Raw genomic sequence first — 23252 nt, 5'->3', positions numbered from 1 at the left:
CCGACGAACGGCCATGGCGCCGCGGCCGCGCCACCGTTTGTCTCCGCCCGGCCGCGGTGTATAAGGGGGGCCGAGTGCTTCCCCCCTTCCCTTGCGCGAAGACGGGCGGACGCAGTTGGATCGTCACGAAGGAACGCCCCCAATGCCCGACGACATCGCCTCAGCCCGCGGAGCCGGCCTGTTTCCGCTCGCCAAGGACGACACCACCTACCGGAAGCTGACCTCGGATCACGTCTCCGTCATCGAGTTCGACGGCGAGCAGATCCTGAAGGTCGAGCCGGAAGGCCTGCGTCTGCTGGCCGAGGCGGCCTTCTCCGACATCAACCACCTGCTGCGTCCGGGCCATCTCGCCCAGCTCGCCAAGATCCTCGATGATCCGGAGGCGTCGGGCAACGACCGCTTCGTGGCGCTCGACCTGCTGAAGAACGCCAACATCGCCGCCGCCGGCACCCTGCCGATGTGCCAGGACACCGGCACCGCCATCATCATGGGCAAGAAGGGCCGTCGCGTCTGGACCAAGGGCGGCGACGAGACCGCCCTGTCGGAGGGGGCGCGCGACGCCTACCTGAAGCGCAACCTGCGCTACAGCCAGCTGGCGCCGATCTCCATGTATGAGGAGAAGAACACCCGCAACAACCTGCCGGCGCAGATCGACATCTATGCCGAGGGCGAGGACTACTACAAGTTCCTGTTCATGGCCAAGGGCGGCGGGTCGGCCAACAAGACCTTCCTGCACCAGGCCACCCCGTCGGTGCTGGCGCCCGACCGGCTGCTGAAGTTCCTCGAAGACAAGATCCGCTATCTCGGCACCGCCGCCTGCCCGCCCTACCACCTCGCCATCGTCATCGGCGGCCTGTCGGCGGAGCAGAACCTGAAGACGGTGAAGCTGGCGTCGGCCCGCTACCTCGACGACCTGCCGACCGAGGGCGGCGAGGACGCGCACGCCTTCCGCGATCTGGCGATGGAGGCCGAGGTCCACAAGCTGACGCAGAACATGGGCATCGGCGCCCAGTTCGGCGGCAAGTATTTCTGCCACGACGTCCGCGTCATCCGCCTGCCGCGCCACGGCGCCTCGATGCCGATCGGCATCGGCGTCTCCTGCTCGGCCGACCGCCAGGCGGTGGGCAAGATCACCAGGGACGGCATCTTCCTGGAGCAGTTGGAGACCGATCCGGCCCAGTACCTGCCGGAGATCGGCGGCGAGCAACTGTCGGACGAGGTCGTAAGGATCGACCTCACCCAGCCGATGGACCAGATCCGCGCCACGCTGTCCCAGTACCCGATCCGCACCCGCCTGTCGCTGACCGGCCCGCTGATCGTCGCCCGCGACCTGGCCCATGCCAAGCTGCGCGCCCGCCTGGACGCCGGCGAGCCGCTGCCCGACTATTTCAAGAACCACCCGATCTACTATGCCGGCCCGGCCAAGACGCCGGAGGGCTATGCCTCCGGCTCCTTCGGGCCGACGACGGCCGGCCGCATGGACAGCTTCGTCGACCAGTTCCAGGCGGCTGGCGGCTCGATGGTCATGCTGGCCAAGGGCAACCGCAGCCCGGAGGTGACGGCGGCCTGCAAGCAGCATGGCGGCTTCTACCTCGGCTCGATCGGCGGCGCGGCGGCGCGGCTGGCGCAGGACTGCATCAAGAAGGTCGAGGTGGTCGAGTATCCCGAACTCGGCATGGAGGCCATCTGGCGCATCGAGGTCGAGGACTTCCCGGCCTTCATCATCGTCGACGACAAGGGCAACGACTTCTTCAAGGAGTTGAAGCTGGCCTGATCGCGGCGGTCCGACGGAGACCGGCGAGGGAAAAGGGGGCGCGGTGCCGGCGGGTGCCGCGCGCCTTGCCTGACGGGACGACGTCGCAAGAGGACCGTCGCTGGGGGCCGGCCGCGGGCTTGAGGGGCGGCTTGCCGGGCGTCGGCGATCACGCCTATCATGGCGCCGGATACAGGAGGGTCGCCATGGACGGCGTCTATGACCGCCAGCCGGCAAAGCGCGAAGTCACCTTGACGATCGACGAGGATCTGCTGCGCCGTGCCGAGGCGCTGACCGGCGATCTGTCCGAACGGGTGGAAAGGCTGCTGGCCGGCGAGATCGCGAGGGCCGACCGGGAGCGCCGGTTGGACGCGACGATCGAGGCGTTGAACGAATTCGACGCCAAACATGGATCCTTTGCCGACGATCACCTCGACCACCTCTGATGGCCCAGCTCGATGTTCACCGGAACCGGACCGCTGCACGCTCCGGCATTTCTTATCTGGTGATCGTACAGTCTCAGCGTTTCGACGCGTCGAGCCGAAGGGTCATCGTGCCGCTGCTGCCAGCCGACACGCTGCGGGCCACCGAGCCTTCCCTGACTCCGCACTTCTCCATCGAAGGCCGTACCGTCATCCTGAACCCGCTCCAACTGGCGTCCGTTCCGGCCGAGCATCTCGGCGAAAAGGTCTGCTGCCTCGCCGACGACAGCGACCGCATCATCGCCGCCATCGAACTCCTGATTTCCCGTGCCTGGGGATGAGTTGCCCGTGACACCTGCCCAAATCCAAGACCGCATCCTGTACCGCGACGGGCTGATGCTGATCCTCGACAAGCCGGCGGGGCTGCCGGTGCATGCCGGACCTGCCGGCGGGCCGAACCTGGAGCGCCATTTCGATGCGCTGCGCTTCGGTTTTCCCAAGCCGCCGGCGCTCGCCCACCGGCTGGACCGCGACACGTCGGGCTGCCTGATCCTCGGCCGGCACGCCAAGGCGCTGCGCAAGATCGGCATCCTGTTCCAGAACGGCAAGGTCGACAAGACCTACTGGGCGGTGGTCGCCGGCGCGCCGCCGCAGGAAAGCGGGCGGATCGAGCTACCGCTGGCCAAGGTTTCCAACAAGACCGGCGGCTGGCGCATCGTCGGCTCGCCCGACGGTCAGGCGGCGGTGACCGACTATGTGGTGCGCGGCCAGGCGGACGGGCTGACCTGGCTGGAGCTGACGCCGCACACCGGCCGCACCCACCAGATCCGTGTCCACTGCGCCTCCATCGGCTGCCCGCTGGTCGGCGACCCGCAATATGGCGGGCCGGACGGCAAGCCGCTGCATCTGCATTCCCGCGCCATCTCGCTGCCGCTCTATCCAAAGCGCGATCCGGTGGGCGCGGTGGCACCGGTGCCGGCGCACATGCGGGCGGCGCTGGATGCCTGCGGCTTCGCCGACGCTCCATAACGCCGCGCGCCCAACCTCGGGCGTTGCCGCGACACCGGATGCCGTCCCATGATGGCCGGATCGGCCATGGGGACGAAGAGGCGGATGATCCCGGCAACCACCAACACCCGATGGATGACGGCGCGCTATGCGCTGGCCCTGATCCTGATCGCGCTCGGAACGCTGGCCGGCTTCGTGATGACGGAGCGGGTGATCGGCCAGCATGAACGCATGCTGGAAGTCGTCAACGTCTCGGGCCGGCAGCGCATGCTGTCGCAGCGGACGGCATTGTTGGTCGAGCAGATCAAGCATGCGGCGGATCCGGAGGCACGCGTCGACCTGTCCCGCCAGTTGGCCGAGGCGACCGACGCCTTCGAGCATGCACACCATCTGCTGCGCGGCCGGAGCGGGACGGATGGCCCGCCGCTGGGGCCGCCGCCGCAAGGGCTGTTCTTCAGCGGCCCCGACCCGCTCGATCCGGTGGTGAACGCGCATGTCGCCGCCTTGCGGCGGGTGATCGCCGCGGCGGCGGCGGGCCGCTCCCCCGATCCGGCCGACGCCGACCGCGTCGCGGCCCAGGCCCTCGGCCCCCTGCTCGACCGGCTCGAGCAGATGGTCGCCCTCTACCAGGAAGAGGGCGAAGCCGGCTTCCACATGCTGCACCGGCTGGGGCTTGCGGCGCTGATGGCGACCCTGCTGATGCTGGGGATCGAAGCGCTGGTGATCTTCCGGCCGATGACCCGTCAGGTGCGCCGCCAGTTCACCGAAATCCTGCGGATGGCCGAGACGATCGAGCAGGCCAACGCCACCCTGGAACAGCAGGTGCGCGACCGCACCGCCGAACTCCACGCCGCCAAGACCGCGGCCGAGCAGGCGCACCTCGCCAAATCCCGTTTCCTCGCCCATGCCAGCCACGACCTGCAGCAGCCCCTCCAGGCCATCGGCATGTTCACGGGCATGCTGGAGCGCCAGCCGCAGAACGGCAAGGCGGCAGCCCTGCTGACCGATCTCAAGGCGGCGCAGCGGTCGATGCGCGACCTGTTGAACGCGATCCTGGACATCTCCAAGCTGGAGTCGGGAGTGGTCACGCCCAAGCCGGCGGACGTCCCTCTTTCGCCTCTGCTCGACCAGTTGGAGGCCGAGTTCGCCGGGCTCGCCGAAGCCAAGGGCCTGCGGCTGCGCACCGTTCCCACCGGCGTCGTGGTGCGCAGCGATCCGGCCATGCTGGAGCGCATCATCCGCAACCTGATCGCCAATGCGATCCGCTACACCGACACCGGCGGCGTGCTGGTCGGCTGCCGCACGCGCGGCGACAGCGTGTCGATCGAGGTGTACGATACCGGACGGGGCATTCCCGAGGCGGATCGCCGCCGCATCTTCGAGGAGTTCGTCCAGCTCGACCGTGCCGACCGCGACCGCAGCGAAGGCATCGGCCTCGGCCTCGCCATCGTCGAACGGCTGGCCCGGCTGCTGGGCCATCCGGTGACGGTGCGGTCGACGGAGGGGCGTGGCACAGTGTTCGCGGTCCGGGTGCCGTTGGCACGGTGAGCCGCACTGGGCGATGGCGTCCTCGCCACCGACTCCGTAAAAAGCAACCGGTCTGGCACCGCCGGTGCGGTGGCCGGCCGGTTGTCGGGGGATCACGGATGAAGGACCGCAGGCGGGCGACCGCAGTCGACGTGGCCCGGCTGGCCGGCGTGTCGCAGTCGGCGGTCTCGCGCTGCTTCACCGACGGCGCCAGCGTCTCGCCGGAGATGCGCGCCCGCGTCCTCGACGCGGCGCAGCGGCTGTCCTACCGGCCGAATGCCATCGCCCGCAGCCTGACGACGCGGCGGACCAACCTGGTCGGCGTGGTGATGGGCGACCTGGACGGGCCGTTCCAGCCTTACCTGTTCGAGACGCTGACCCGCGGCCTCGCGGCGCTCGGCAAGCAGCCCCTGCTGGTCCGCGGCGATCCGAAGACCGCGCTGGAGGGGCCGGCGGTGGCGGCGCTCGACTATCAGGTCGACGCCGTGGTGGTCACGGCGGGAAGCGTGTCGCCGGCGGCGATCCGCAGCCTGATGGCGCTGGGCGCCCGACCGCTTTCTTCGAGCAGGAACGCAGCACCGCCTTCCGCGAGGCGCTGACCGGCGAGGGCGTCGCACTGGCCGCCACCGCCCAGGGCGACTACAGCTATGACAGCGGCTAGCGCGAGGCGCTGCGGCTGGACGCCGGCGGCAGGGCTTTCGCCTGTTCCGGCGATGGTCGCGCCACCGGGGACTCGCAGGCGCTGTTCGAGGGCGCCGAGCTGCTCTTCCACGAATGCCTGACGGTGGAGCCGGAGCCTTCCCAACCGTTCCACGCCGCCTACAGCCAACTCGCCGACTTCCCCGAACGGTTGGACATCCGGGCGAGGCGCCTCTACCATATGTGGCAGGGCGAGCGGGAACGGTTGGCCGCCGCCTGCGCCGCGGAGCTGCGCATCGCGCTCGCCGAGCCCAGCGAACGGATCAGCCTGCAGCCGGCCGCGCATGCCGAGGGTGCGAGCCGCTGACACAAAACGACAACGATGCCGTCACCGATCTGTCAGGAGCCTGCGGCAGTCTGCACGCCTTCGATCTGCACGCCCTCGATCTGCACGCCTTCGACCCGCCGTCCACCCGCGTCTTCCGCCACACCTCCGACCGGTCCGCACGTCCCATGTCCCGTACCCACAGCATCGAGCTCGACCGCGTCACCAAGCGATGGGGCGCCTCGCCAGCGGTCGATTCCGTCAGCCTGACCGCCGACGCCGGGCAGATGCTGGTGCTGCTGGGACCGTCGGGCTGCGGGAAGTCGACGACCCTGCGGCTGATCGCCGGGCTTGACACCTTGAGTGACGGGCGCATCCACATCGGCGGCGAGGATGTCACCGACCTGCCGCCGGCCCGCCGGCACATCGCCATGGTGTTCCAGTCCTACGCCCTGTTCCCGCACCTGTCGGTGGCCGAGAACATCCTGTTCGGGCTTAAGGTGCGCAAGGTGCCCTCGGCGGAGCGGCAGGAACGGCTGGCCTGGGCCGCCGATCTGCTGGGGCTGGGCAGGCTGCTCGACCGCCGGCCGTCGCAGCTCTCCGGCGGACAGCAGCAGCGCGTGGCGCTCGGCCGCGCCATCGTCGCCAAGGCGCCGGTCTGCCTGATGGACGAACCCTTGTCCAACCTCGACGCGCAGCTCCGCCACGAGATGCGGCGGGAGATCCGGTCGCTGCAGCAGCGGCTGGGCATCACCACGGTCTATGTCACCCACGACCAGACCGAGGCCATGAGCATGGCCGACCAGGTCGTGCTGATGAACGCCGGCCGCATCGAGCAGGCCGGGCCGCCGGAAACCCTTTATGCCCGCCCGGCCTCCAGCTTCGTCGCCCGCTTCGTCGGGACCCCGCCGATGAACCTGTTCCGCCTGCCGGAGGTGCCGGACATCGTGCTCGGCCTGCGGCCCGAGGCGGTGCAACTGACAACATCGGAACCGGGGCCGAGACCAGACGTGGGGCCGGGCCTCGAAGCCCGCGTGGCCGACACCGATTATCACGGCGCCGACACGGTCGTGCTCTGCCGCTTCGGCGAGCGCGAAGAGCAGGCGATGGCGGTGCGGCTTCCGGGCCGCGCCGGGCTGCCGGTCGGCACGCCGGTCCGCCTCGGCTGGGCTCCCGAGGATCTCCACGCCTTCGACGCGACCGCGGGTCACCGTCTGCCGGACGATGTGCTGGACGGCCGATACCGGCATCCGGCGGCGGCGTCCTGACACTCCGCGACCAGACCACACCAGACGAAAAACCAAACACAGGAGCGAGCAATGACGGTTCGGCGAGGATTGCGGACGACCCTGTTCGCCGCCGCGATGGCGCTGACGGCGCTGCCGGCTGCGGCGGCGACCAAGATCAGCTTCTATTATCCGGTCGCCGTCGGCGGTCCGATCACCAAGCTCATCGACGACTATGTCGCCGGGTTCGAGAAGGAGAACCCGGACGTCGACATCGAGCCGGTCTATTCCGGCAGCTACCAGGACACCATCACCAAGGTGCTGACGGCGATGAAGGGCGGCAACGCCCCGCAGGTGGCGGTGATCCTGTCGACCGACATGTTCACGCTGATCGACGAGGACGCCATCGTTCCCTTCGACGGGATGGCGAAGACGCCGGAGGACAAGGCCTTCCTGTCGGCCTTCTATCCCGCCTTCATGGAGAACAGCCAGACCGGCGGCAAGACCTGGGGCATTCCCTTCCAGCGGTCGACCATCGTCATGTACTGGAACAAGGATGCCTTCAAGGAGGCCAGCCTCGATCCGGAGAAGCCGCCCAGGAGTTGGGACGAGATGGCGCAGATGGCGGCCAAGCTGACCAAGCGCGACGCCGGCGGCAACGTCACCCAGTGGGGCGTGCAGATCCCGTCCTCCGGCTTCCCCTACTGGCTGTTCCAGGCGCTGACCACCGAGAACGGCGCCAAGCTGATGAACGAGGCCGGCACCGAGACCTATTACGACAAGCCCGAGGTGGTCGAGGCGCTGCAGTACTGGATCGACCTCGCCAGCAAGCAGAAGGTCCATCCGCCGGGAATCGTCGAGTGGGGCACCACGCCGAAGGACTTCTTCGAGCGCAAGGTGGCGATGATGTGGACCACCACCGGCAACCTGACCAACGTCCGCAAGAACGCCGCCTTCCCCTTCGGCGTCGCCATGCTGCCGGAGAAGAAGCGCGGCGGCAGCCCGACCGGCGGCGGTAACTTCTACGTCTTCAAGTCGGCCTCGCCGGAACAGCAGGACGCCGCCTTCCGCTTCGTCAAGTGGATGACCACGCCGGAGCGCGCCGCCCAGTGGGGCATCGACACCGGTTATGTCGCCGTCCGTCCCGATGCCTGGGAGACGTCGGCGATGAAGGCCTACGTCGCCGACTTCCCCGCCGCCGCCGTTGCCCGCGACCAGCTTCCACAGGCCACCGCCGAGTTGTCCACCCATGAGAACCAGCGCGTCACCAAGGCGCTGAACGACGGCCTGCAGGCGGCGCTGACCGGCGGCAAGCCGGCCAAGCAGGCGATGGAGGACGCCCAGAAGGAGGCCGACCGCATCCTGAAGGCCTACCGGTAACCGGCGGAATGGCGCCTCCGGCGGCTCGTTCCGCGGGGGGGCTGGGGCGCTGGTTTTACCCCCTCCTGACCTCCCCCGCTGGGCGGGGGAGGGACTGCCGCCGCTTGTTCCGACAGGCACCTGCTCCCTCCCCCGCCCAGCGGGGGAGGGCCGGGGTGGGGGCAAGGCCCCGCCCGCACCCCTCCCCTCTCCCACACCCCCGAAGCCCCATGCCTGATCGCCGCCTCGGTTCCCAGCTCGCTCCCCATGTCCATGGCTGGTTGCTGCTGCTTCCGGCAGTGGCGCTGCTCGCCGCCTTCACCTATTTCCCGGCGGTGGCGGCGCTGTGGAGTTCCCTGCATTCGACGCCCAAGGGAGCCCGGCCGGCCCGCTTCGTCGGGCTCGACCAGTATGCCGCCATGGTCGACGACCCGGTGTTCTGGCAGAGCCTGTGGAACAACGTTCTCTTCGCGCTCGGCACCGTGCCGCTGTCGGTCGCCATCGCCCTGCTGATGGCCCTGTGGGTGAACGGCAGGATCCGTGGACGCACGGCGCTGCGCATGGCCTATTTCACGCCGACCATGCTGCCGATGATTGCGGTGGCCAACATCTGGCTGTTCTTCTACACGCCCGGCTACGGCCTGATCGATCAGGTCCTCGGCCTGTTCGGGCTGCCGGACACCAACTGGCTCGGCAGCCCCGCCACCGCGCTGCCCGCCCTGATGGTGGTGACGGTGTGGAAGGAGGCCGGCTTCTTCATGATCTTCTACCTCGCGGCCCTGCAGGCGATGCCGCCGTCGCTGCGTGAGGCGGCGATGCTCGAAGGGGCCGGGCGCTGGTGCATCTTCCGCCGCGTCACCCTCCCCCTGCTGATGCCGACCACCCTGTTCGTGCTGGTCAATGCGGTGATCAACGCCTTCCGCACCGTCGACCTCGTGGTGGTGATGACGCGCGGCGGCCCGGACAACGCCACCGCCCTGCTGCTCTACCACATCTACGAGGTCGGTTTCCGCTATTGGGACACCGGCTACGCGGCGGCGCTGACCACCGTGCTGGTGGTCATCCTGGTGGTGCTGGCCATCGGGCAGTTCGTCTATCTCGACCGCAAGGTGCATTACCGATGAACGGCTCCTTCCCCGACCGGCTTGTCGCCCTGCTGGAAAATACCGGCGCGTGGCTGCTCGGCCTGCTGTGGGTGCTGCCGCTGCTGTTCGCGGTGTGGACGGCCTTCCATCCGGCGGCCTTCGCCGTCCGCTTCGACCTGGCGGCACCGCTGACGCTGGAGAATTTCGTCCAGGCCTGGGCGGCCGCCCCCTTCCCGCGCTACCTGCTGAACAGCTTCCTGCTGGTGACCTCGATCCTCGCCGGGCAGCTCGTCCTGTGCACGCTGGCGGCCTATGCCTTCGCCCGCTTTGAGTTCCGGGGCCGCAACGTCGCCTTCCTGCTGGTCCTGGTGCAACTGATGATCATGCCCGACGCGCTGGTGGTGGAGAATTACCGGACCATGCACGCGTTCGGCCTGATCGACAGCGTCGCCGCCATGGCCCTGCCCTACATGGCGTCGGCCTTCGGCATCTTCCTGCTGCGCCAGACCTTCAAGACGGTGCCGCGCGAACTCGACGACGCCGCGCGGGTCGAAGGGGCGGGAACGCTGGGCATCCTCTGGCGCGTCTATGTGCCGCTCGCCCGGCCGGTCTACGTCGCCTATGGCCTGGTCTCGATCAGCTACCACTGGAACAACTTCCTGTGGCCGCTGATCGTCACCAACTCGGTCACAACCCGGCCGCTCACCGTCGGGCTGGCCGTCTTCTCCTCCACCGACCAGGGGGTCGACTGGTCGGTGATCACCGCGGCGACGCTGATGACCGCCGCCCCGCTGCTGATCGCCTTCCTGCTGTTCCAGCGCCAGTTCGTCCAGAGCTTCATGAGGGCCGGGATCAAGTAAGGCTATTGTCTCCTGTCGAGGAACAATCCTGTGCATAGCCGGCGGATTGTTCCCAGGGCGCCGCCATGCCAAATTCCCCTCCAGACAACGACACGCCCCAAGGGCACGGAGGGTTCGACCATGATCACCATTCGCCATCGCGACGAGCGCGGGGTCGCCGATATGGGCTGGCTGAACAGCCATCACACCTTCTCCTTCGGCCACTACATGGATCCCGCGCACATGGGCTTTCGGGCGCTGCGCGTCATCAACGAGGATCGCGTGGCGCCCGGCGGCGGCTTCCCCACCCACGGCCACGCCAACATGGAGATCATCTCCTACGTGCTGGAGGGCGGGCTGGAGCACAAGGACTCGATCGGCACCGGCTCGGTCATCCGCCCCGGCGAGGTGCAGCGCATGAGCGCCGGCCGCGGCATCCGCCACAGCGAGTACAACGCCTCCGGCAAGAACCCGGTCCACTTCCTGCAGATCTGGATCCTGCCGCAGGCGAACGGGCTGGCGCCCGGCTACGAGCAGGCGGATTTCCCGGCGGCGGAGAAGCGCGGCAAGCTGCGGCTGGTCGGCTCGCAGGACGGGCGGGACGGCAGCGTCACCATCCACCAGGACGTCGACCTCTATGCGACGCTGCTGGACGATGATGAAAGCGTCACCCTGCCGTTGCGTCCGGGCCGGCATGCCTGGGTCCAGGTCGCCCGCGGCCACGTCACCCTCAACGGCCAGCTTCTGAAGGCCGGCGACGGCGCCGCGGTCAGCAACGAGGAGGCGTTGACGCTCGACCGCGGCATCGGCGCCGAGGTGCTGGTCTTCGACCTCGCCTGACGGACGGAACGACCGCGGGCCGGAGCGGAACCCGTCTCCGGCCCGTCTTCCGCCCGCAACAAAAGCTTGATTTGAAACGGAAGCGGGACAGGCGCCAGGATGACGCCGTCCCGTTTCCGCCGGCCTCCCGCCGACGGGCAACAATCTGGGGGTGGGCCATGACCACGCAGTCGGGTTCCGAGAAGACCTACACCGTCCTGTTCCTCTGCACCCACAATTCCGCCCGCAGCATCATGGCGGAATGCCTGATGCGCCGGTGGGGCGCCGGCCGCTTCACCGCCTATTCGGCCGGCAGCCACCCGGCCGGAACCATCAACCCGCACACGCTGGCGACGCTGCGCGCCTTCAACCTGCCGACCGACTCCCTGCGCTCCAAGAGCTGGGACGAGTTCGCCGGGCCGCAGGCGCCGGCGCTCGACTTCGTCTTCACCGTCTGCGACCAGGCGGCGGGCGAGCTGTGCCCGGCCTGGAACGGCCGGCCGCTGACCGCGCATTGGGGGGTGGAGGATCCCGCCGCCGCCACCGGCCCGGAGGACCGCGTCCGCATGGCCTTCCGCCGCACCTACGTCGAACTGGAAAGCCGCATCAAGATCTTCGGCAGCCTGCGGGTGGAGCAGCTCGACCGCCTGACCCTGCAAAGCTCCCTGCATGCCATCGGCAGCGTGCACGGGCTGCCGGAGGGCGAACTGGCCGACGCGTGAGCGGCCTCACAGCACCTGCTTGGGAAGCGTCAGCAGCTCCTTGCGGATGCGGTTCAGGCTGGGGCGGTTGTCCGGCCCGAAGGCGATGGGGCGGCACAGGTGCATGGCGGTCAGCCCGACCCGCGCGGTCAGCAGGCCGTTGATCATCCCCTGCCCCATCCGGGTGGAGATCGCGGCGGCGAGCGAACCGCCCAGCGCCTCCACCGCCACGTGATGGGCGCTTTCGGTCACCCCGGCCACGGCGATGTTGGCGAGCATCCGGCGCAGGAGCCGGAGCGAGCCGACATAGCCCGGCCGGGCGCCGTAGAGGGCGGCGATCTCCCGCACCAGCTTCAGGTTGCGCCACAGCACCACCGCGAAGTCCAGAAGGGCCGCAGGGCTCAGCGCGGTGGCGATGGCGGTGTCGCGCGAGGCGCGCATCACCCGCTGGTAGGCGGCACGGTCGAGCGGGGCCAGCACCTCGCGGTCGAGCAGCCGCACCACCTCGTGCTCGTCATGGGCGTCGGTGACATGGTCGCGGACGCGGGCCAGCGCCGGGGCGAGTTCCGGCCGGTCGGCGTACAGCGACACCAGCGAGCCGGCGAAGCGGTCGGCACGGCCGCCGGAGACTTCCAGCTCCAGCCGCCCGGCCTCCGCCCGCAGCTCCTCGATCCGGCGCAGCCGGCGCAGCGACAGCAGCTCACCGATCAGCATCGCGGCGGCGGCCACCACCGCGACGGCCGCCAGAACCCCAACCAGCACGCCCAGTGCGACGCTGGTGGCGAAAGCCCGCATCAGCAGGTCCGCGGTGTCGAAGCCCAGCGCCACCACCACCAGCGCCGCGACCGCGCCGGCCAGCCAAAGGCCGAGACGGCGGCGCGGGCGCGGCACGGCGACCGCCACCGGCAGCAGATCGACGGCGGGATCGCCGGCACCGGACAGCAGTGCCGCCTCCTCTCCCGATGCGAGCGGCGCGGCACGCCCGGGATCGATCTCCATCGGCGGAACCCAACCCGCGGACTTGTCGCCGGTGTCCGCGGTCATTGCAGGTGGTCCCCAAGCAGGAACTGCAAGGCTTGGTCGACGCGGATGTGCGGCAGGCCGCGCGGATCGCGCGCCAGGTCGTCGGGCGGCCGGAACGCCATGAAGTTGTAGGGCCGCTCCCGGCCGGGGGGAAAGGCCTCGGCATCCTCGGGGATCTCGCCGGGGAACAGGACGGTCGGGCGGTCGCGCCCGACCGGCACGCCGCGCACGCAGCGGAGCTGGCGGCCGTCATGTTCGGTGACCACGCTCTCCGTGCATTTCAGCGCGGCGATCGCCATGGTGTCCACCTGGGCGCCCTCGAAACGGATGGCGTTGCGGGCGTCCGCCACCAGCCGGTCGAGCAATGCGCGGAGCTGCGCATGCTGGTGGGCGGCGATATGGTCGGCCTTGGTCGCCGCGAACAGCACCCGGTCGATCTTGGTGCCGAACAGCCAGTCGAACCAGCCCGACGCGCCGTGGCGGAAGGGCTCCAGGCTCAGTTCCAGCGCCCGCTTCATGTCGGCCATGCCGGCCGGGCCGGCATTCAGCGCGCCGAGCACGTCGATCAGCACGATCTGCCGATCGAGACGGGCAAAATGCTCGGCGAAGAAGCGTCGGACCACGTTGGTCTTGTACGCCTCGAAGCGGTCGTCCATCAGCGCCCACAGGCTGCCGCGGCCGCGCGGGCCGCCAGGAAGCGGGCAGAAGGTCAGCAGCGGTGCGTCCTTCATGTCGCCCGGCTCGACGAAGCGGCCGGGCTGGATCAGGCTGAGCAGGGTGTCGGCGCGGCGGCAGGCGTGGAGATAGTCGGTGTAGAGCGCCGCACCGCGGCGCGCCACCTCCTCCTCGGCAGCAGCCGCCGGCTCGATGCCGGCCAGCCAGCCGCGCCAGGAGGCGGACAGTTCGTCACGCGGCGGACGCGCCGCCAACTCCAGCGTCAGGGCGCTCCATTCCGCGAAGCTCTGGCGCAGCAGCGGGAGGTCGAGCAGCCACTCGCCGGGATAGTCGACGATGTCGAGGTTCAGCGTCGCCACCGGCTGCAGCGCCCGCTTCAGCGCCGATTCCGGCCGATAGCGCAACGCCACCCGCAACTGGCCGATGCCGCGCGTCGGTTCCGGCCAATGGGGGTCGGGACCGGTCAGTGCGGCGAGATGGCCCTCGACGTCGAAGCGCGGCACGTCCGGGTCGGGCTGCGGTTGCAGGCGCGCCGCCTGGAAGCGCCCCGACGAGACGACGTCGAGGAAGGGCAGCCGCCCGGCCTTCAGCAGGTTGTCGACCAGCGTGGTGACGAAGACGGTCTTGCCGGCCCGCCGCAGGCCGGTGACGCCGACGCGCACCGTGGATTCCAGGAGAAGCCTGCTGCCCGTGTCATACAGGCTGTTGAGAGGGGGAATGCGCAAGGTCGGTTGTTCGCGTCTGGCCGATGACCACCCCTATATGGGGCCGGCGATCCCGGATGCGAAGGGGAGGTCGCCCGCCGGCACGGGGTTTCCCATGCTGCTCCCCGCCCCGCTCCCAGCCCTGCCGCGATCCTGCTGACGCATGTGGCGGCCCAGCGGGGGAAGCGAGCCGACGGCCTGCGCCGCCGAATCCCGATATTCCGGCAATGACAACGTTGTCATTGCCGGAATATCAGGGTATGGTAACGTTGTCATCGGGCAATCACCGCCTCTTCCCACCGGTTCGGCTGATCAGGATCTCCGCCATGAGCACCTTTATCGATGCGCTGCTGGACAGCGGTTTGGACGACAGCATTCGTGGGGTGCCGCCGGGAACCGCGCCGCTGCGCCTGCGCGACGTCGCCGCCATGGGCTGGCGGCCGGCCGCCGGCGACATGGCGCTGCCGGTGCTGACGCTGGACGAGGATGCCTTCGCCGCCAACCGCGACCTGATCTTCGCCTATGCCCGCCGCCATGGCGTGGCGCTGGCCCCGCATGCCAAGACCCCGATGGCGCCGCAGATCGCCACCGGCCTGGTGGAGGCCGGTGCCTGGGGCGCCACCGTCGCCAACCTGCAACAGGCGTCGGTCCTGCTGCGCGCCGGCGTGACCCGGCTGATCCTGGCGAACGAGATCGGCGGCCGGGCCAGCGGCGAACGGCTGGGCGCCCTGCTTGCCGCCCACCCCGTCGCCCACCTGCACGCCTTCGCCGACTCCCCGGCCGCGGTCGAGACGCTCGCCGCCGCGGCCAGGCGTGCCGGCGGACGGCCGCTGCCCGTCCTTGTCGAGGTCGGCACCGGCCGCGGCGGCGCCCGCGACCGGGCGGCGGTGGAGGCGATCATCGCTGCGGTCGTCGCGCAGCGCGGGCTGCTGGTCCTCGACGGCGTCGCCACCTACGAAGGGGCCGCTGCCACCTCCGACCCGGCCGAAACCGCCGCCAACATCGCCGCCCTGATGGATCGCACGGCGGAAGCCTTCGCGTTGGTGCGCTCACTGGTGCCGGAGCGGCCGCTGCTGCTCACCGCCGGCGGCTCCGCTTTCTTCGACATGGTGGTCGCCGGTCTGGCGCCGGTCGCCGAGGCAGACGGCAACGCCACGCTGGTGCTGCGCAGCGGCGCCATCTTCTTCCACGACCACGGCGTCTACGAACGCGCGCTGGGCGCGCTCGATGCCCGCCGTGGCTTCGCCTGCGGCGGGGCGACGGCGGCCGATTTCCGTCCGGCCCTGCGCCTGTGGGCGGAGGTGCTGACCCGGCCGGAGCCGGGTCTGGCGATCTGCGGCTTCGGCATGCGCGACGCCTCCTTCGACCAGGATTTGCCGCGGCCCCTGCGGGTCCACCGTGACGGCGCCCTTCCCGCCGACGGCCTGCGGGTGACCCGGCTGAACGACCAGCACGCCTTCGTCGCCGTTGCGGCGGGTCAGGAACTGGCCGTCGGCGACATCATCGAGTTTGGCATCTCCCATCCCTGCACCTGCATCGACCGCTGGCGGGTGCTGTTCGGCCTCGATGCCGAGGGTCGGGTCCGTACCGCCTACCGCACCTTCTTCGGCTGATCCAAGGCGCCCCGGCACCCCATGCAGACATTGAACTTCCAGCAGCTCTGGCGCTACCAGGACCAGTTGATCGACGGCACGCTGCACACGCTGCTGCTGACCCTGGCGGCGGCGGCGATCGGCACCGTCATCGGCGTCGCCGGTGCTGCGGCGGTGCGCAGCGGACCCCGCCCGGTGCGCTGGGCGATCCGCGGCTATGTCGAGCTGATCCGCAACACGCCGTCGCTGATCCAGCTCTTCGTCGTCTTCTTCGTGCTGCCGGGCTTCGGCCTGCGGATGGGGGCCTTCGAGGCGGCGGCGATCGCGCTCGGCCTCTATTTCGGCGCCTACTGCACCGAGATCGTCCGCGCCGGCCTCGACGCCATTCCGGGCAGCCAGGTCGAGGCCGGCCAGTGCCTGGGCCTCACGCGCTGGCAGGTGTTCCGCCATGTCGTGCTGCCGCCGGCCCTGCGCAGCGTCTATCCCGCCTTCACCAGCCAGTTCGTCCTGCTGCTGCTCGGCACCTCGCTCGCCTCGCAGATCTCGGCGGAGGAGCTGTTCCACACCGGCGGCTTCATCGAGACGCGCACCTACCGCAGTTTCGAGGTCTATGCCGTGATCTGCGGCATCTACTTCGCCCTGGTGATGACCTTCAAACTGCTGTTCGCCGCGGTGGGGCACCTCGCCTTCCGCTGGCCGGTTCGGCGCTGACGGAGACACCGGCCATGCGTTCCTTCTCCCTCGGCGATTTCCTGTCGCTGCTCAGCGCCCTGCAATGGACGGCCGTCCTCGTCGTCATCGCGCTCGGCTTCGGCGCGCCGCTGGCCCTGCTGCTCGCCCTGATGCGGACCAGCGCCAGCCGCGCGCTGCGCTGGACCGCCACCGCCTTCCTCCAGCTCGTCCAGGGGGTGCCCCTGCTCGGCCTGCTGATGTTCTTCTATTTCGGCATGCCGGTCTTCCTGGGCGTCGAGATGCCGCCGCTGGTCGCCGTCGGCATCGCCATGACCGTCTACACCGCCTCCTTCCTCGGCGAGATCTGGCGCGGCGGCATCGAGGCGGTGAAGCACGAGCAGTGGGAGGCCGCCGCCTGCCTCGGCCTGTCGACCTGGCACCAATTCCGCTACGTCATAGCACCCCAGGCCTTCCGCATGGCGCTGCCGCCGACCGTCGGCTTCCTCGTCCAACTGATCAAGGGCACGTCGCTGGCCTCCATCGTCGGCTTCGTCGAACTCGCCCGCGCCGGCCAGCTTGTCAGCGCCGCCACCTTCCAGCCCCTGCTGGTCTACTCGATCGTCGCGGCGATCTACTTCGCCGCCTGCCTGCCGCTCACCCTGTGGGCCCGTTCCCTGGAGGTCCGTCTCAATGGCGCTCGTTGACATCCGAAACGTTACCAAGAGCTATGGGTCGACCCAGGTGCTCAAGGGGGTGTCGCTCGACATCAAGGAAGGCGAGATCGTCACCATCATCGGCAAGTCGGGGTCCGGCAAATCGACCCTGCTCCGCTGCATCAACGCGCTGGAGCGCATCGACGGCGGCGAGATCACGGTGGAAGGCCAGTCGGTGCGCACCGACATGCCGAACCTGCGCGACTTCCGCCAGCGCGTCGGCATCGTCTTCCAGGCCTTCAACCTGTTCCCGCACATGACGGTGGAGCGCAACATCACGCTTGCGCCGGTCCTCAACAAGCGGATCGCCAAGTCGGAAGGCCGGGCGCTGGCGCTGGACGTGCTGGCCCGCGTCGGGCTGGCCGACAAGATCGACGCCTATCCGGCCCAGCTCTCCGGCGGGCAGCAGCAGCGCGTCGCCATCGCCCGCTGCCTCGCCATGCGTCCGCACCTGATGCTGTTCGACGAGGTGACCTCGGCGCTGGATCCCGAACTGGTGGGCGAGGTGCTGAAGGTGATGGAGGACATGGCGCGCCAGGGCATGACCATGGTCCTGGTCACGCACGAGATGGGCTTCGCCCGCAACGTCGCCTCCAAGATCGTCTTCATGCACCAGGGCCGCGTCTGGGAGGAGGGGCCGCCGGCCGAGCTCTTCGCCAACCCGCGCACCCCCGAATTGCAGAGCTTCATCGCCTCAGCGCGCTGACACCGCACCGGCCCCCTGCATCGAGCCGGGCAAAGGCCGGACAACGACCAGAACAGAGGAGCAATGTCGTGAGATTCTTCCGGACCCTCGCCGCCGCCGCCGCGGTCTGCGCCGCCGTCGCCCTGCCCGCCGCCCTGTCAACCGCCGTGCCCGCCAAGGCGGACGCCCTGCAGGACGTGCTGTCGGCCGGCAAGCTGCGCGTCGGCGTGCTGATGGACGCCGCCCCCTGGGGCTTCAAGGATGCCAAGGGCGAGGCCGCCGGCCTCGACATCGACCTGGCCAAGCTGATGGCCGCCGACATGGGCGTGAAGCTGGATCTGGTCCAGGTGACCGGCGCCAACCGCATTCCCAGCCTGCTCGCCAACAAGGTCGACGTGCTGGTCGCCGCCGCCGGCGCGACGCCGGAGCGCGCCCAGCAGGTGACCTTCAGCCAGCCCTATGCCGCGGTCAACCTCGGCGTCTACGGGCCGAAGTCGATGGCCACCGCCACCGACCCGGCCGAACTGAAGGGCCACAGCATCGGCGTCGCCAAGGGCTCGACGCTCGACATCTGGCTGACCGACAACGCCCCCGGAGCCAAGCTGGTGCGCTTCGAGGACACCCCCGGTGCCATCGCCGCCTATCTGGCCGGGCAGGTCGAGACCTTCGCCGAGAACAGCGCCATCGCGCTGAAGGTCTCCGAGGACAACCCGGGCAAGGACGTCGAGCTGAAGTTCCTGATCCGCCAGTCGCCGGCCCATGTGGTCCTCCGCCACGGCGAGCAGGACCTGCGCGACTGGGTCAACACCTTCCTGTTCTACAACCGCCTGAACGGCAAGCTGGGTGCCCTTCAGATGAAGTGGTTCAAGGAAAAGCAGACGCTTCCGCAGATGTAAGTCAACGTTCAGTCTCCGAGAAAGGTCTTTTCGATGATCAAGAGGTTCCAGACCGGTCCGCGCATGAGCCAGGCCGTCGTCTGCCAGGGCATGGTCCACATCGCCGGCCAGGTCGCCGACAACCGGACCGGCTCCATCCAGGAGCAGACCCGCGACGTGCTGGCGAAGATCGACGCCCTGCTGAAGGAAGCCGGCACCGACAAGTCCAAGCTGGTCGCCGTCAACGTCTTCCTGCCGCACATCACCGACTTCGACGCCATGAACGAGGTCTATGACGCCTGGATCGATCCGGCCAATCCGCCGGCCCGCGCCTGCACCGAAGCGCGGCTGGCCGACCCGAACCTGCGCGTTGAGATGACGGCGCTCGCCGCTCTGTAACCGGGCTTTTCCGGCGGATCGGAGGAGGCGCCGGGGCAGCCGCTGCCCGGGCGCCCCTCCGCTAGAAGGTTTTTGGAATGCACACTGGCCTCTTCCACGCGCTCGATTTCGCCGCAGACGGCAAGTCGCTGGATTTCCTCAGCATCCCTTTTTCGGTGGATCGCTCGCCCTACTACCAGGTGAAGGTCCCGGTCTGCCGCGTGCGCAACGGGGCGGGTCCGCGCGTGCTGCTGATGGCGGGCAACCACGGCGACGAATATGAAGGCGAACTGCTGCTGGGCCGGCTGTTCCGCCGTCTCGATCCCGCGCGCATCCGCGGCGAGGTGACGATCCTGCCGGCCGTCAACGCGCCGGCGGTGATGGCGGCGCGGCGGCGGTCGCCGCTGGACGAGGGCAACCTCAACCGCGCCTTTCCCGGCGATCCCGCCGGCACCCCGACCTTCCGGTTGGCGCATTTCCTGGAGCACGAGCTGTTCCCGCGCCACGACGTGGTGTTCGACCTCCATTCCGGCGGCACCTCGATGGCCCACCTGCCCTGCGCCCTGATCGAGCGCCAGGGGACGCCGGACCGGCTCGGCCGCGCCCTGGAGCTGATGCGGGCGCTGGGCATGCCCTACGGCTTCGTCGCGGAAAACGGCGCGGCCGCCCCCACCTCGATGGCCGCCGCCGCACGGGCCGGCACCATCGGCATCAGCGGCGAGTTCGGCGGCGGCGGGACGGTGACGCCGGAAACCATGGCCTACACCGCGCGCGCGATCGACAACCTGCTGATCGCCGTCGGTTTGACCGACGCGCCGGTTCTCGCGGACACAGCACCGGCTTCCGGGCCGATGCAACTGCTGCAGCTTGACAGCCACCGGCAGGCGATCTACGCGCTGCGGCGGGGCTGGTTCGAGCCGGCCGTCGATGTCGGCGCGCGCGTCGCGGCCGGCGACCTCGCCGGCTGGTTCCACGACCTGACCCGGCTCGACCTGCCGGAGGAGGAGCTCCGCTTCCAGGAGGCTGGCATCGTCATTTCGCGGCGCCTGCACAGCGACAGCGAGGCCGGCGACTGCCTGATCCAGGTGGCGCGTCCGGTGGAGGAGGCGGGCATCCTGGCGCGCGCGGCGTGACGGCAGGGGACGGACGGGAGGCGGACGGCATGACTGACACCGGCGCGGAGAAGCGTCCGCCGACCATCGACGACGTCGTCCGCGTCGCCAAGGCGGAGCCTGAGCTTCCCGCCGAGGACGGCGCAGTCCGTGAAGGGACGGCTCCGCCGCGGATCGTCGAGATCGCCCGGCTCGCCGGCGTCTCGCCGATCACCGTGTCGCGCGCCCTGCGCCAGCCGGAGAAGGTGGCCGAGGCCAAGCGGCGCAAGATCCTGGAGATCGTCGAGCGCACCGGCTACGCCACCAACCCCCATGCCAGGGCATTGAGGTCCGGCCAGTCGAACATCGTCGCCGCCTTCGTCTCCAACATCCAGAGCCAGCAGTTCTGCCTCGCCGTGCAGGGCTGCGGCGAGGTCCTGGAGCCGCAGGGCTACCAGTTGATGATCGGGCAGACCTCCTACTCCTACGCCAAGGAAACGACGATGATCCAGTCACTGCGCGAGATGCGCCCGGCTGCGGTCATGTTCACCGGCGTCATCGAGATCGAGGAGAACCGGCGGGCGCTGCGGGCGCTGGGCATTCCGATCATGGAGACCTGGGCCTACCCGCGCGACCCGATCGACATGCTGGTCGGCTTCTCGAACATCGACGGCGGCCGTCTGGCCGCCGAGCATTTCGCCGGGCGCGGCTATCGCCGCGTCGCCTTCATCGGCCGGCGCAGCGGGCGCGGCGCCCTCCGCCTCAGCGGGTTCCGCGAGGGCGCCCATGAGGCCGGGCTCGACATCGTCGCCGAACTGTCGGTCGACGGCGTCAGCAGCATGGTCGACGGCCGCCGCGCCCTCGGCGACCTGCTGTCCCGCGACGCCTCGGTCCAGGCGGTGTTCTGCGCCAACGACCTGCTGGCGACCGGCGCCCTGCTCGAAGCCCGCCGGCGCGGCATGCGCCTGCCGGACGACATCGCCATCCTCGGCTTCGGCCACCAAGACATCGCCGACGAGTTGCCGCCCGGCCTGACCACCGTCGGGATCGACAGCCGCGACCTCGGCCGCCGTGCCGGGCAACTGATCCTGCAGCGGATGCGCAGCGAGACGCCGGATAGCCTGACCCAGGTCGTCGATCTGACGCTGGCCCAGCGCGGCAGCAGCTAAAGTGTGATCGTTTCAAGCGGTATATCGCTTGAAACGTGACTCACACGGAAAACCAAAAGCTTGGAGTCTGCCTGGTGCTTCAAGAAGCACCAGGCAGACTCTAAGCGCGAGCCTCAGCCGCCGATATAGTTCGGCATCAGCTTGGCCTGATCGCCGACCCAGACGCTGCAGCGGCTGTCCTGGTCACGGAAGAAATAGACCTTGCCGGGCTGGCGCTTGTTCTGTGGATCGACGAGGTTAGCGCCACCGGAAAAGGCGACGCCATAGCGGCGGTCGGGGGCAGCCGCCCAATAGAAGCCGTCGATCTTCTGGAGGAACGCACCGCGGTTGCACAGGTGCGACAGGGTCCGGTCGAGGACCGCCAAGCCCTTGATGCCGTCGGGCAGTCGGTAGACCGCCCGGCTTTCGGTATGGAGCGTGCGCGGGCTGGGCAGGGGCGGCTGTTCCCCGGCGCCGAAGGGCGGGCGGAGGTGGCGGGGGTCGGTCCGCTCGGTGCGCAGCACCTCCTGCGCACCGGCGACGGCCGGCAAGGCCAGGAGCCCGGCCAGGATCAGGACGGTCGCCGCACGCGCCATTCCTCGCTCCCTTCCCTCAGCGGATCGACGGGTTGTTGGCGATGAAGGCGAAATACGGCAGGCGCCGCACGGCGTCGGCCACCATCAGGTAGGCCACGGCGAAGGCGACCAGCGACGCCAGGAAATAGCCGTAGCCGTACCAGGGGAAGCCCAGCCGGCTGAACAGCAGGGTGAAGCCGGCATTGGCGGCGAGATAGACGAGTTGCACCGTCAGGTTCCTCGCCCGGAGGTCGAAATAGGCCAGGATGACGGTGCAGAACAGGAACAGCACCTGGAAGAAGGCGCCGAGCACGCCGAAGCGGAACATGCCGACCTGCTGGTACTGCAGCCCGACGGCGCCGATGATCGCCGGCGCGAGGAAGATGCCGACCGCACAGACCGCGCCCTGCAGGATCAGCAGGTTGCGGCTGCTGTCGAGAAGCGCGGAGATGATGGACCGGTGGTTGCGCGCGATCTGGTCGTAGGTCGCGTGCTTCTGGATGTCGCGGTAGAAGCCCTGGTAATGCTCGAAGAAGCGGGTTTCGATGTTGACCGTGAACAGGGTCAGCGCCGGCAGCGTGGTCAGGTAGGCAACGAACATCGCGCTGTCATAGGCGGTGTAGATCACCATCGCGCCGGACACCACCTCGCGTTCCGGCACGAACCACATGATCCATTTGTCGCTCCACACCGCGACGTTGGCGCACAGCCCGATCAGAGCCAGATCCCAGTAGCGCCGGAAGTAGGACAGGAAATCGAACAGCCGGGCGACGCGGTAGGGATATTCGGCGAAGACGCGGGCGATCAGCCCGAACTGGATCGCCGCCAGTCCCAGCGAGAACCCCCACACCATGCCGGCGGCGCCATAGGGGCCGCCGAGCGCCACCGTGGCGGCCATGCCGAGCGCCATGCCGGCGCCGAAGGCCACCGTGACCGCCAGATAGTCCTTCAACGCCGACAGGAAGATCGACACCACCCAGATGCCGCACACCAGGAAGAAGTTGACCAGTCCGCCCAGCATCACCGGCAGCGGCAGGCCGCTGAACAGCGTGTAGAAGGGACCCGCGGTGACGGCGGCGATGGCGTAGGCGAGCCCCAGCGTCGCCAGCAGCATGCCGGGTGCGGCCTCTACCTCCTTGGCGTAGATGGCGTCCGCGAGATAGCGGGTGGCGACGAGGACCAGAGGCCCGGTGAACACCACCGAGAAGCCGAAATTGTAGATCACCACCACCCGGAACAGCGTGAGCTGCTCCATCCCCACGAGGTCGCGGCCGATCAGGTTGATCCCGGCCAGCGCCAGGATGGTGAACATCCACGGCCCCGAGGTGATGAAGGCCGAATGGGCGTAGCCCTGCAGGATCCCCAGCAGGTCGTCGCGCCGGGCGAGGCGGCGCAGGGCGAAACCGATGCCGGCCATG

25 protein-coding genes are annotated in these 23252 nt (G+C 69.3%); 21 read left to right on the top strand and 4 right to left on the bottom strand.

Annotated features, from left to right (window positions below; translation table 11 throughout):
* Positions 1-142 precede the first annotated feature (142 nt).
* From J2850_RS16640 to J2850_RS16580, 13 genes are all read left to right on the top strand, one after another.
* A complete protein-coding gene (locus J2850_RS16640) occupies positions 143-1774 on the top strand; it encodes a fumarate hydratase (protein ID WP_209983627.1) in 1632 nt (543 codons plus the stop codon).
* A gap of 185 nt (positions 1775-1959) precedes the next feature.
* Entirely contained in the window at positions 1960-2199 is a 240-nt protein-coding gene (locus J2850_RS16635) for a type II toxin-antitoxin system CcdA family antitoxin (RefSeq protein WP_209983626.1), read from the top strand.
* Positions 2199-2516, top strand: a complete 318-nt coding sequence (locus J2850_RS16630; protein WP_209983623.1) for a CcdB family protein — start codon at positions 2199-2201, stop codon at positions 2514-2516. Before J2850_RS16635 ends, J2850_RS16630 begins: the two co-directional genes overlap by 1 nt.
* Positions 2517-2523: 7 nt before the next feature.
* Positions 2524-3204: an RluA family pseudouridine synthase gene (locus J2850_RS16625; protein WP_209983621.1), complete on the top strand. Its 681-nt coding sequence runs from the start codon at positions 2524-2526 to the stop codon at positions 3202-3204.
* Between the two features lie 48 nt (positions 3205-3252).
* The gene (locus J2850_RS16620; RefSeq protein ID WP_246513129.1) at positions 3253-4731 is read left to right on the top strand and encodes an ATP-binding protein; all 1479 of its coding nucleotides are present in this window, start codon (positions 3253-3255) and stop codon (positions 4729-4731) included.
* A 98-nt stretch (positions 4732-4829) separates the two neighbouring features.
* Positions 4830-5309 carry a LacI family DNA-binding transcriptional regulator gene (locus tag J2850_RS16615; RefSeq protein ID WP_209983619.1) on the top strand — a complete coding sequence of 160 codons (480 nt, stop codon included), beginning with the start codon at positions 4830-4832 and terminating at the stop codon, positions 5307-5309.
* 185 nt (positions 5310-5494) lie between these two features.
* Complete coding sequence (locus tag J2850_RS16610; protein ID WP_209983616.1) at positions 5495-5716, top strand: hypothetical protein; 222 nt, start codon at positions 5495-5497, stop codon at positions 5714-5716.
* Between the two features lie 146 nt (positions 5717-5862).
* Positions 5863-6942, top strand: coding sequence for an ABC transporter ATP-binding protein (locus J2850_RS16605; RefSeq protein WP_209983614.1), 1080 nt, complete (start codon positions 5863-5865; stop codon positions 6940-6942).
* 51 nt (positions 6943-6993) lie between these two features.
* Positions 6994-8280 carry an ABC transporter substrate-binding protein gene (locus J2850_RS16600; protein WP_209983613.1) on the top strand — a complete coding sequence of 429 codons (1287 nt, stop codon included), beginning with the start codon at positions 6994-6996 and terminating at the stop codon, positions 8278-8280.
* Between the two features lie 209 nt (positions 8281-8489).
* Positions 8490-9383, top strand: a complete 894-nt coding sequence (locus J2850_RS16595) for a carbohydrate ABC transporter permease (RefSeq protein ID WP_209983611.1) — start codon at positions 8490-8492, stop codon at positions 9381-9383.
* Positions 9380-10204, top strand: coding sequence for a carbohydrate ABC transporter permease (locus J2850_RS16590; protein ID WP_209983609.1), 825 nt, complete (start codon positions 9380-9382; stop codon positions 10202-10204). Before J2850_RS16595 ends, J2850_RS16590 begins: the two co-directional genes overlap by 4 nt.
* A 120-nt stretch (positions 10205-10324) precedes the next feature.
* A complete protein-coding gene (locus J2850_RS16585) occupies positions 10325-11023 on the top strand; it encodes a pirin family protein (RefSeq protein WP_209983607.1) in 699 nt (232 codons plus the stop codon).
* Between the two features lie 158 nt (positions 11024-11181).
* Positions 11182-11724, top strand: a complete 543-nt coding sequence (locus J2850_RS16580; protein ID WP_209983604.1) for an arsenate reductase ArsC — start codon at positions 11182-11184, stop codon at positions 11722-11724.
* A gap of 6 nt (positions 11725-11730) precedes the next feature.
* On the opposite strand, the gene J2850_RS16575 is transcribed toward J2850_RS16580, so the two are convergent.
* Together J2850_RS16575 and J2850_RS16570 are read right to left on the bottom strand one after the other, a co-directional pair.
* A complete protein-coding gene (locus tag J2850_RS16575) occupies positions 11731-12747 on the bottom strand; it encodes a TIGR01620 family protein (RefSeq protein WP_209983602.1) in 1017 nt (338 codons plus the stop codon).
* Positions 12744-14126 (bottom strand): YcjX family GTP-binding protein, encoded by a 1383-nt coding sequence (locus tag J2850_RS16570; RefSeq protein WP_209983600.1) that lies wholly within the window; start codon positions 14124-14126, stop codon positions 12744-12746. The genes J2850_RS16575 and J2850_RS16570 overlap by 4 nt, the downstream gene beginning before the upstream one ends.
* Before the next feature lie 305 nt (positions 14127-14431).
* Between J2850_RS16570 and J2850_RS16565 the strand changes: the two genes are divergently transcribed.
* From J2850_RS16565 to J2850_RS16530, 8 genes are all read left to right on the top strand, one after another.
* Positions 14432-15718 (top strand): alanine racemase, encoded by a 1287-nt coding sequence (locus J2850_RS16565; RefSeq protein ID WP_209983598.1) that lies wholly within the window; start codon positions 14432-14434, stop codon positions 15716-15718.
* 21 nt (positions 15719-15739) lie between these two features.
* A complete protein-coding gene (locus tag J2850_RS16560; RefSeq protein WP_209983596.1) occupies positions 15740-16408 on the top strand; it encodes an amino acid ABC transporter permease in 669 nt (222 codons plus the stop codon).
* A 14-nt stretch (positions 16409-16422) separates the two neighbouring features.
* Positions 16423-17073 (top strand): amino acid ABC transporter permease, encoded by a 651-nt coding sequence (locus J2850_RS16555; protein WP_209983594.1) that lies wholly within the window; start codon positions 16423-16425, stop codon positions 17071-17073.
* On the top strand, positions 17060-17788 hold the full coding sequence (locus tag J2850_RS16550) for an amino acid ABC transporter ATP-binding protein (RefSeq protein ID WP_209983592.1): 729 nt from the start codon (positions 17060-17062) through the stop codon (positions 17786-17788). The genes J2850_RS16555 and J2850_RS16550 overlap by 14 nt, the downstream gene beginning before the upstream one ends.
* A gap of 68 nt (positions 17789-17856) precedes the next feature.
* Positions 17857-18663: a transporter substrate-binding domain-containing protein gene (locus J2850_RS16545; protein WP_209983590.1), complete on the top strand. Its 807-nt coding sequence runs from the start codon at positions 17857-17859 to the stop codon at positions 18661-18663.
* A gap of 33 nt (positions 18664-18696) precedes the next feature.
* A complete protein-coding gene (locus J2850_RS16540; RefSeq protein ID WP_209983588.1) occupies positions 18697-19041 on the top strand; it encodes a RidA family protein in 345 nt (114 codons plus the stop codon).
* Positions 19042-19118: 77 nt separating this feature from the next.
* Positions 19119-20153, top strand: coding sequence for a M14 family metallopeptidase (locus J2850_RS16535; protein WP_209983586.1), 1035 nt, complete (start codon positions 19119-19121; stop codon positions 20151-20153).
* A 29-nt stretch (positions 20154-20182) separates the two neighbouring features.
* Positions 20183-21280 carry a LacI family DNA-binding transcriptional regulator gene (locus tag J2850_RS16530; protein ID WP_209983584.1) on the top strand — a complete coding sequence of 366 codons (1098 nt, stop codon included), beginning with the start codon at positions 20183-20185 and terminating at the stop codon, positions 21278-21280.
* A gap of 113 nt (positions 21281-21393) precedes the next feature.
* Here the strand turns inward: J2850_RS16530 and J2850_RS16525 are convergent, their stop codons facing one another.
* Entirely contained in the window at positions 21394-21855 is a 462-nt protein-coding gene (locus J2850_RS16525; protein WP_209983581.1) for a hypothetical protein, read from the bottom strand.
* Positions 21856-21871: 16 nt separating this feature from the next.
* Entirely contained in the window at positions 21872-23251 is a 1380-nt protein-coding gene (pelG, locus tag J2850_RS16520; protein ID WP_209983580.1) for an exopolysaccharide Pel transporter PelG, read from the bottom strand.
* Position 23252: the final 1 nt, after the last annotated feature.

The sequence above is a fragment of the Azospirillum picis genome (genome assembly GCF_017876115.1).
GTDB classification, from domain to species: domain Bacteria; phylum Pseudomonadota; class Alphaproteobacteria; order Azospirillales; family Azospirillaceae; genus Azospirillum; species Azospirillum picis.
This window is presented reverse-complemented; position numbering and strand designations above follow the sequence as displayed.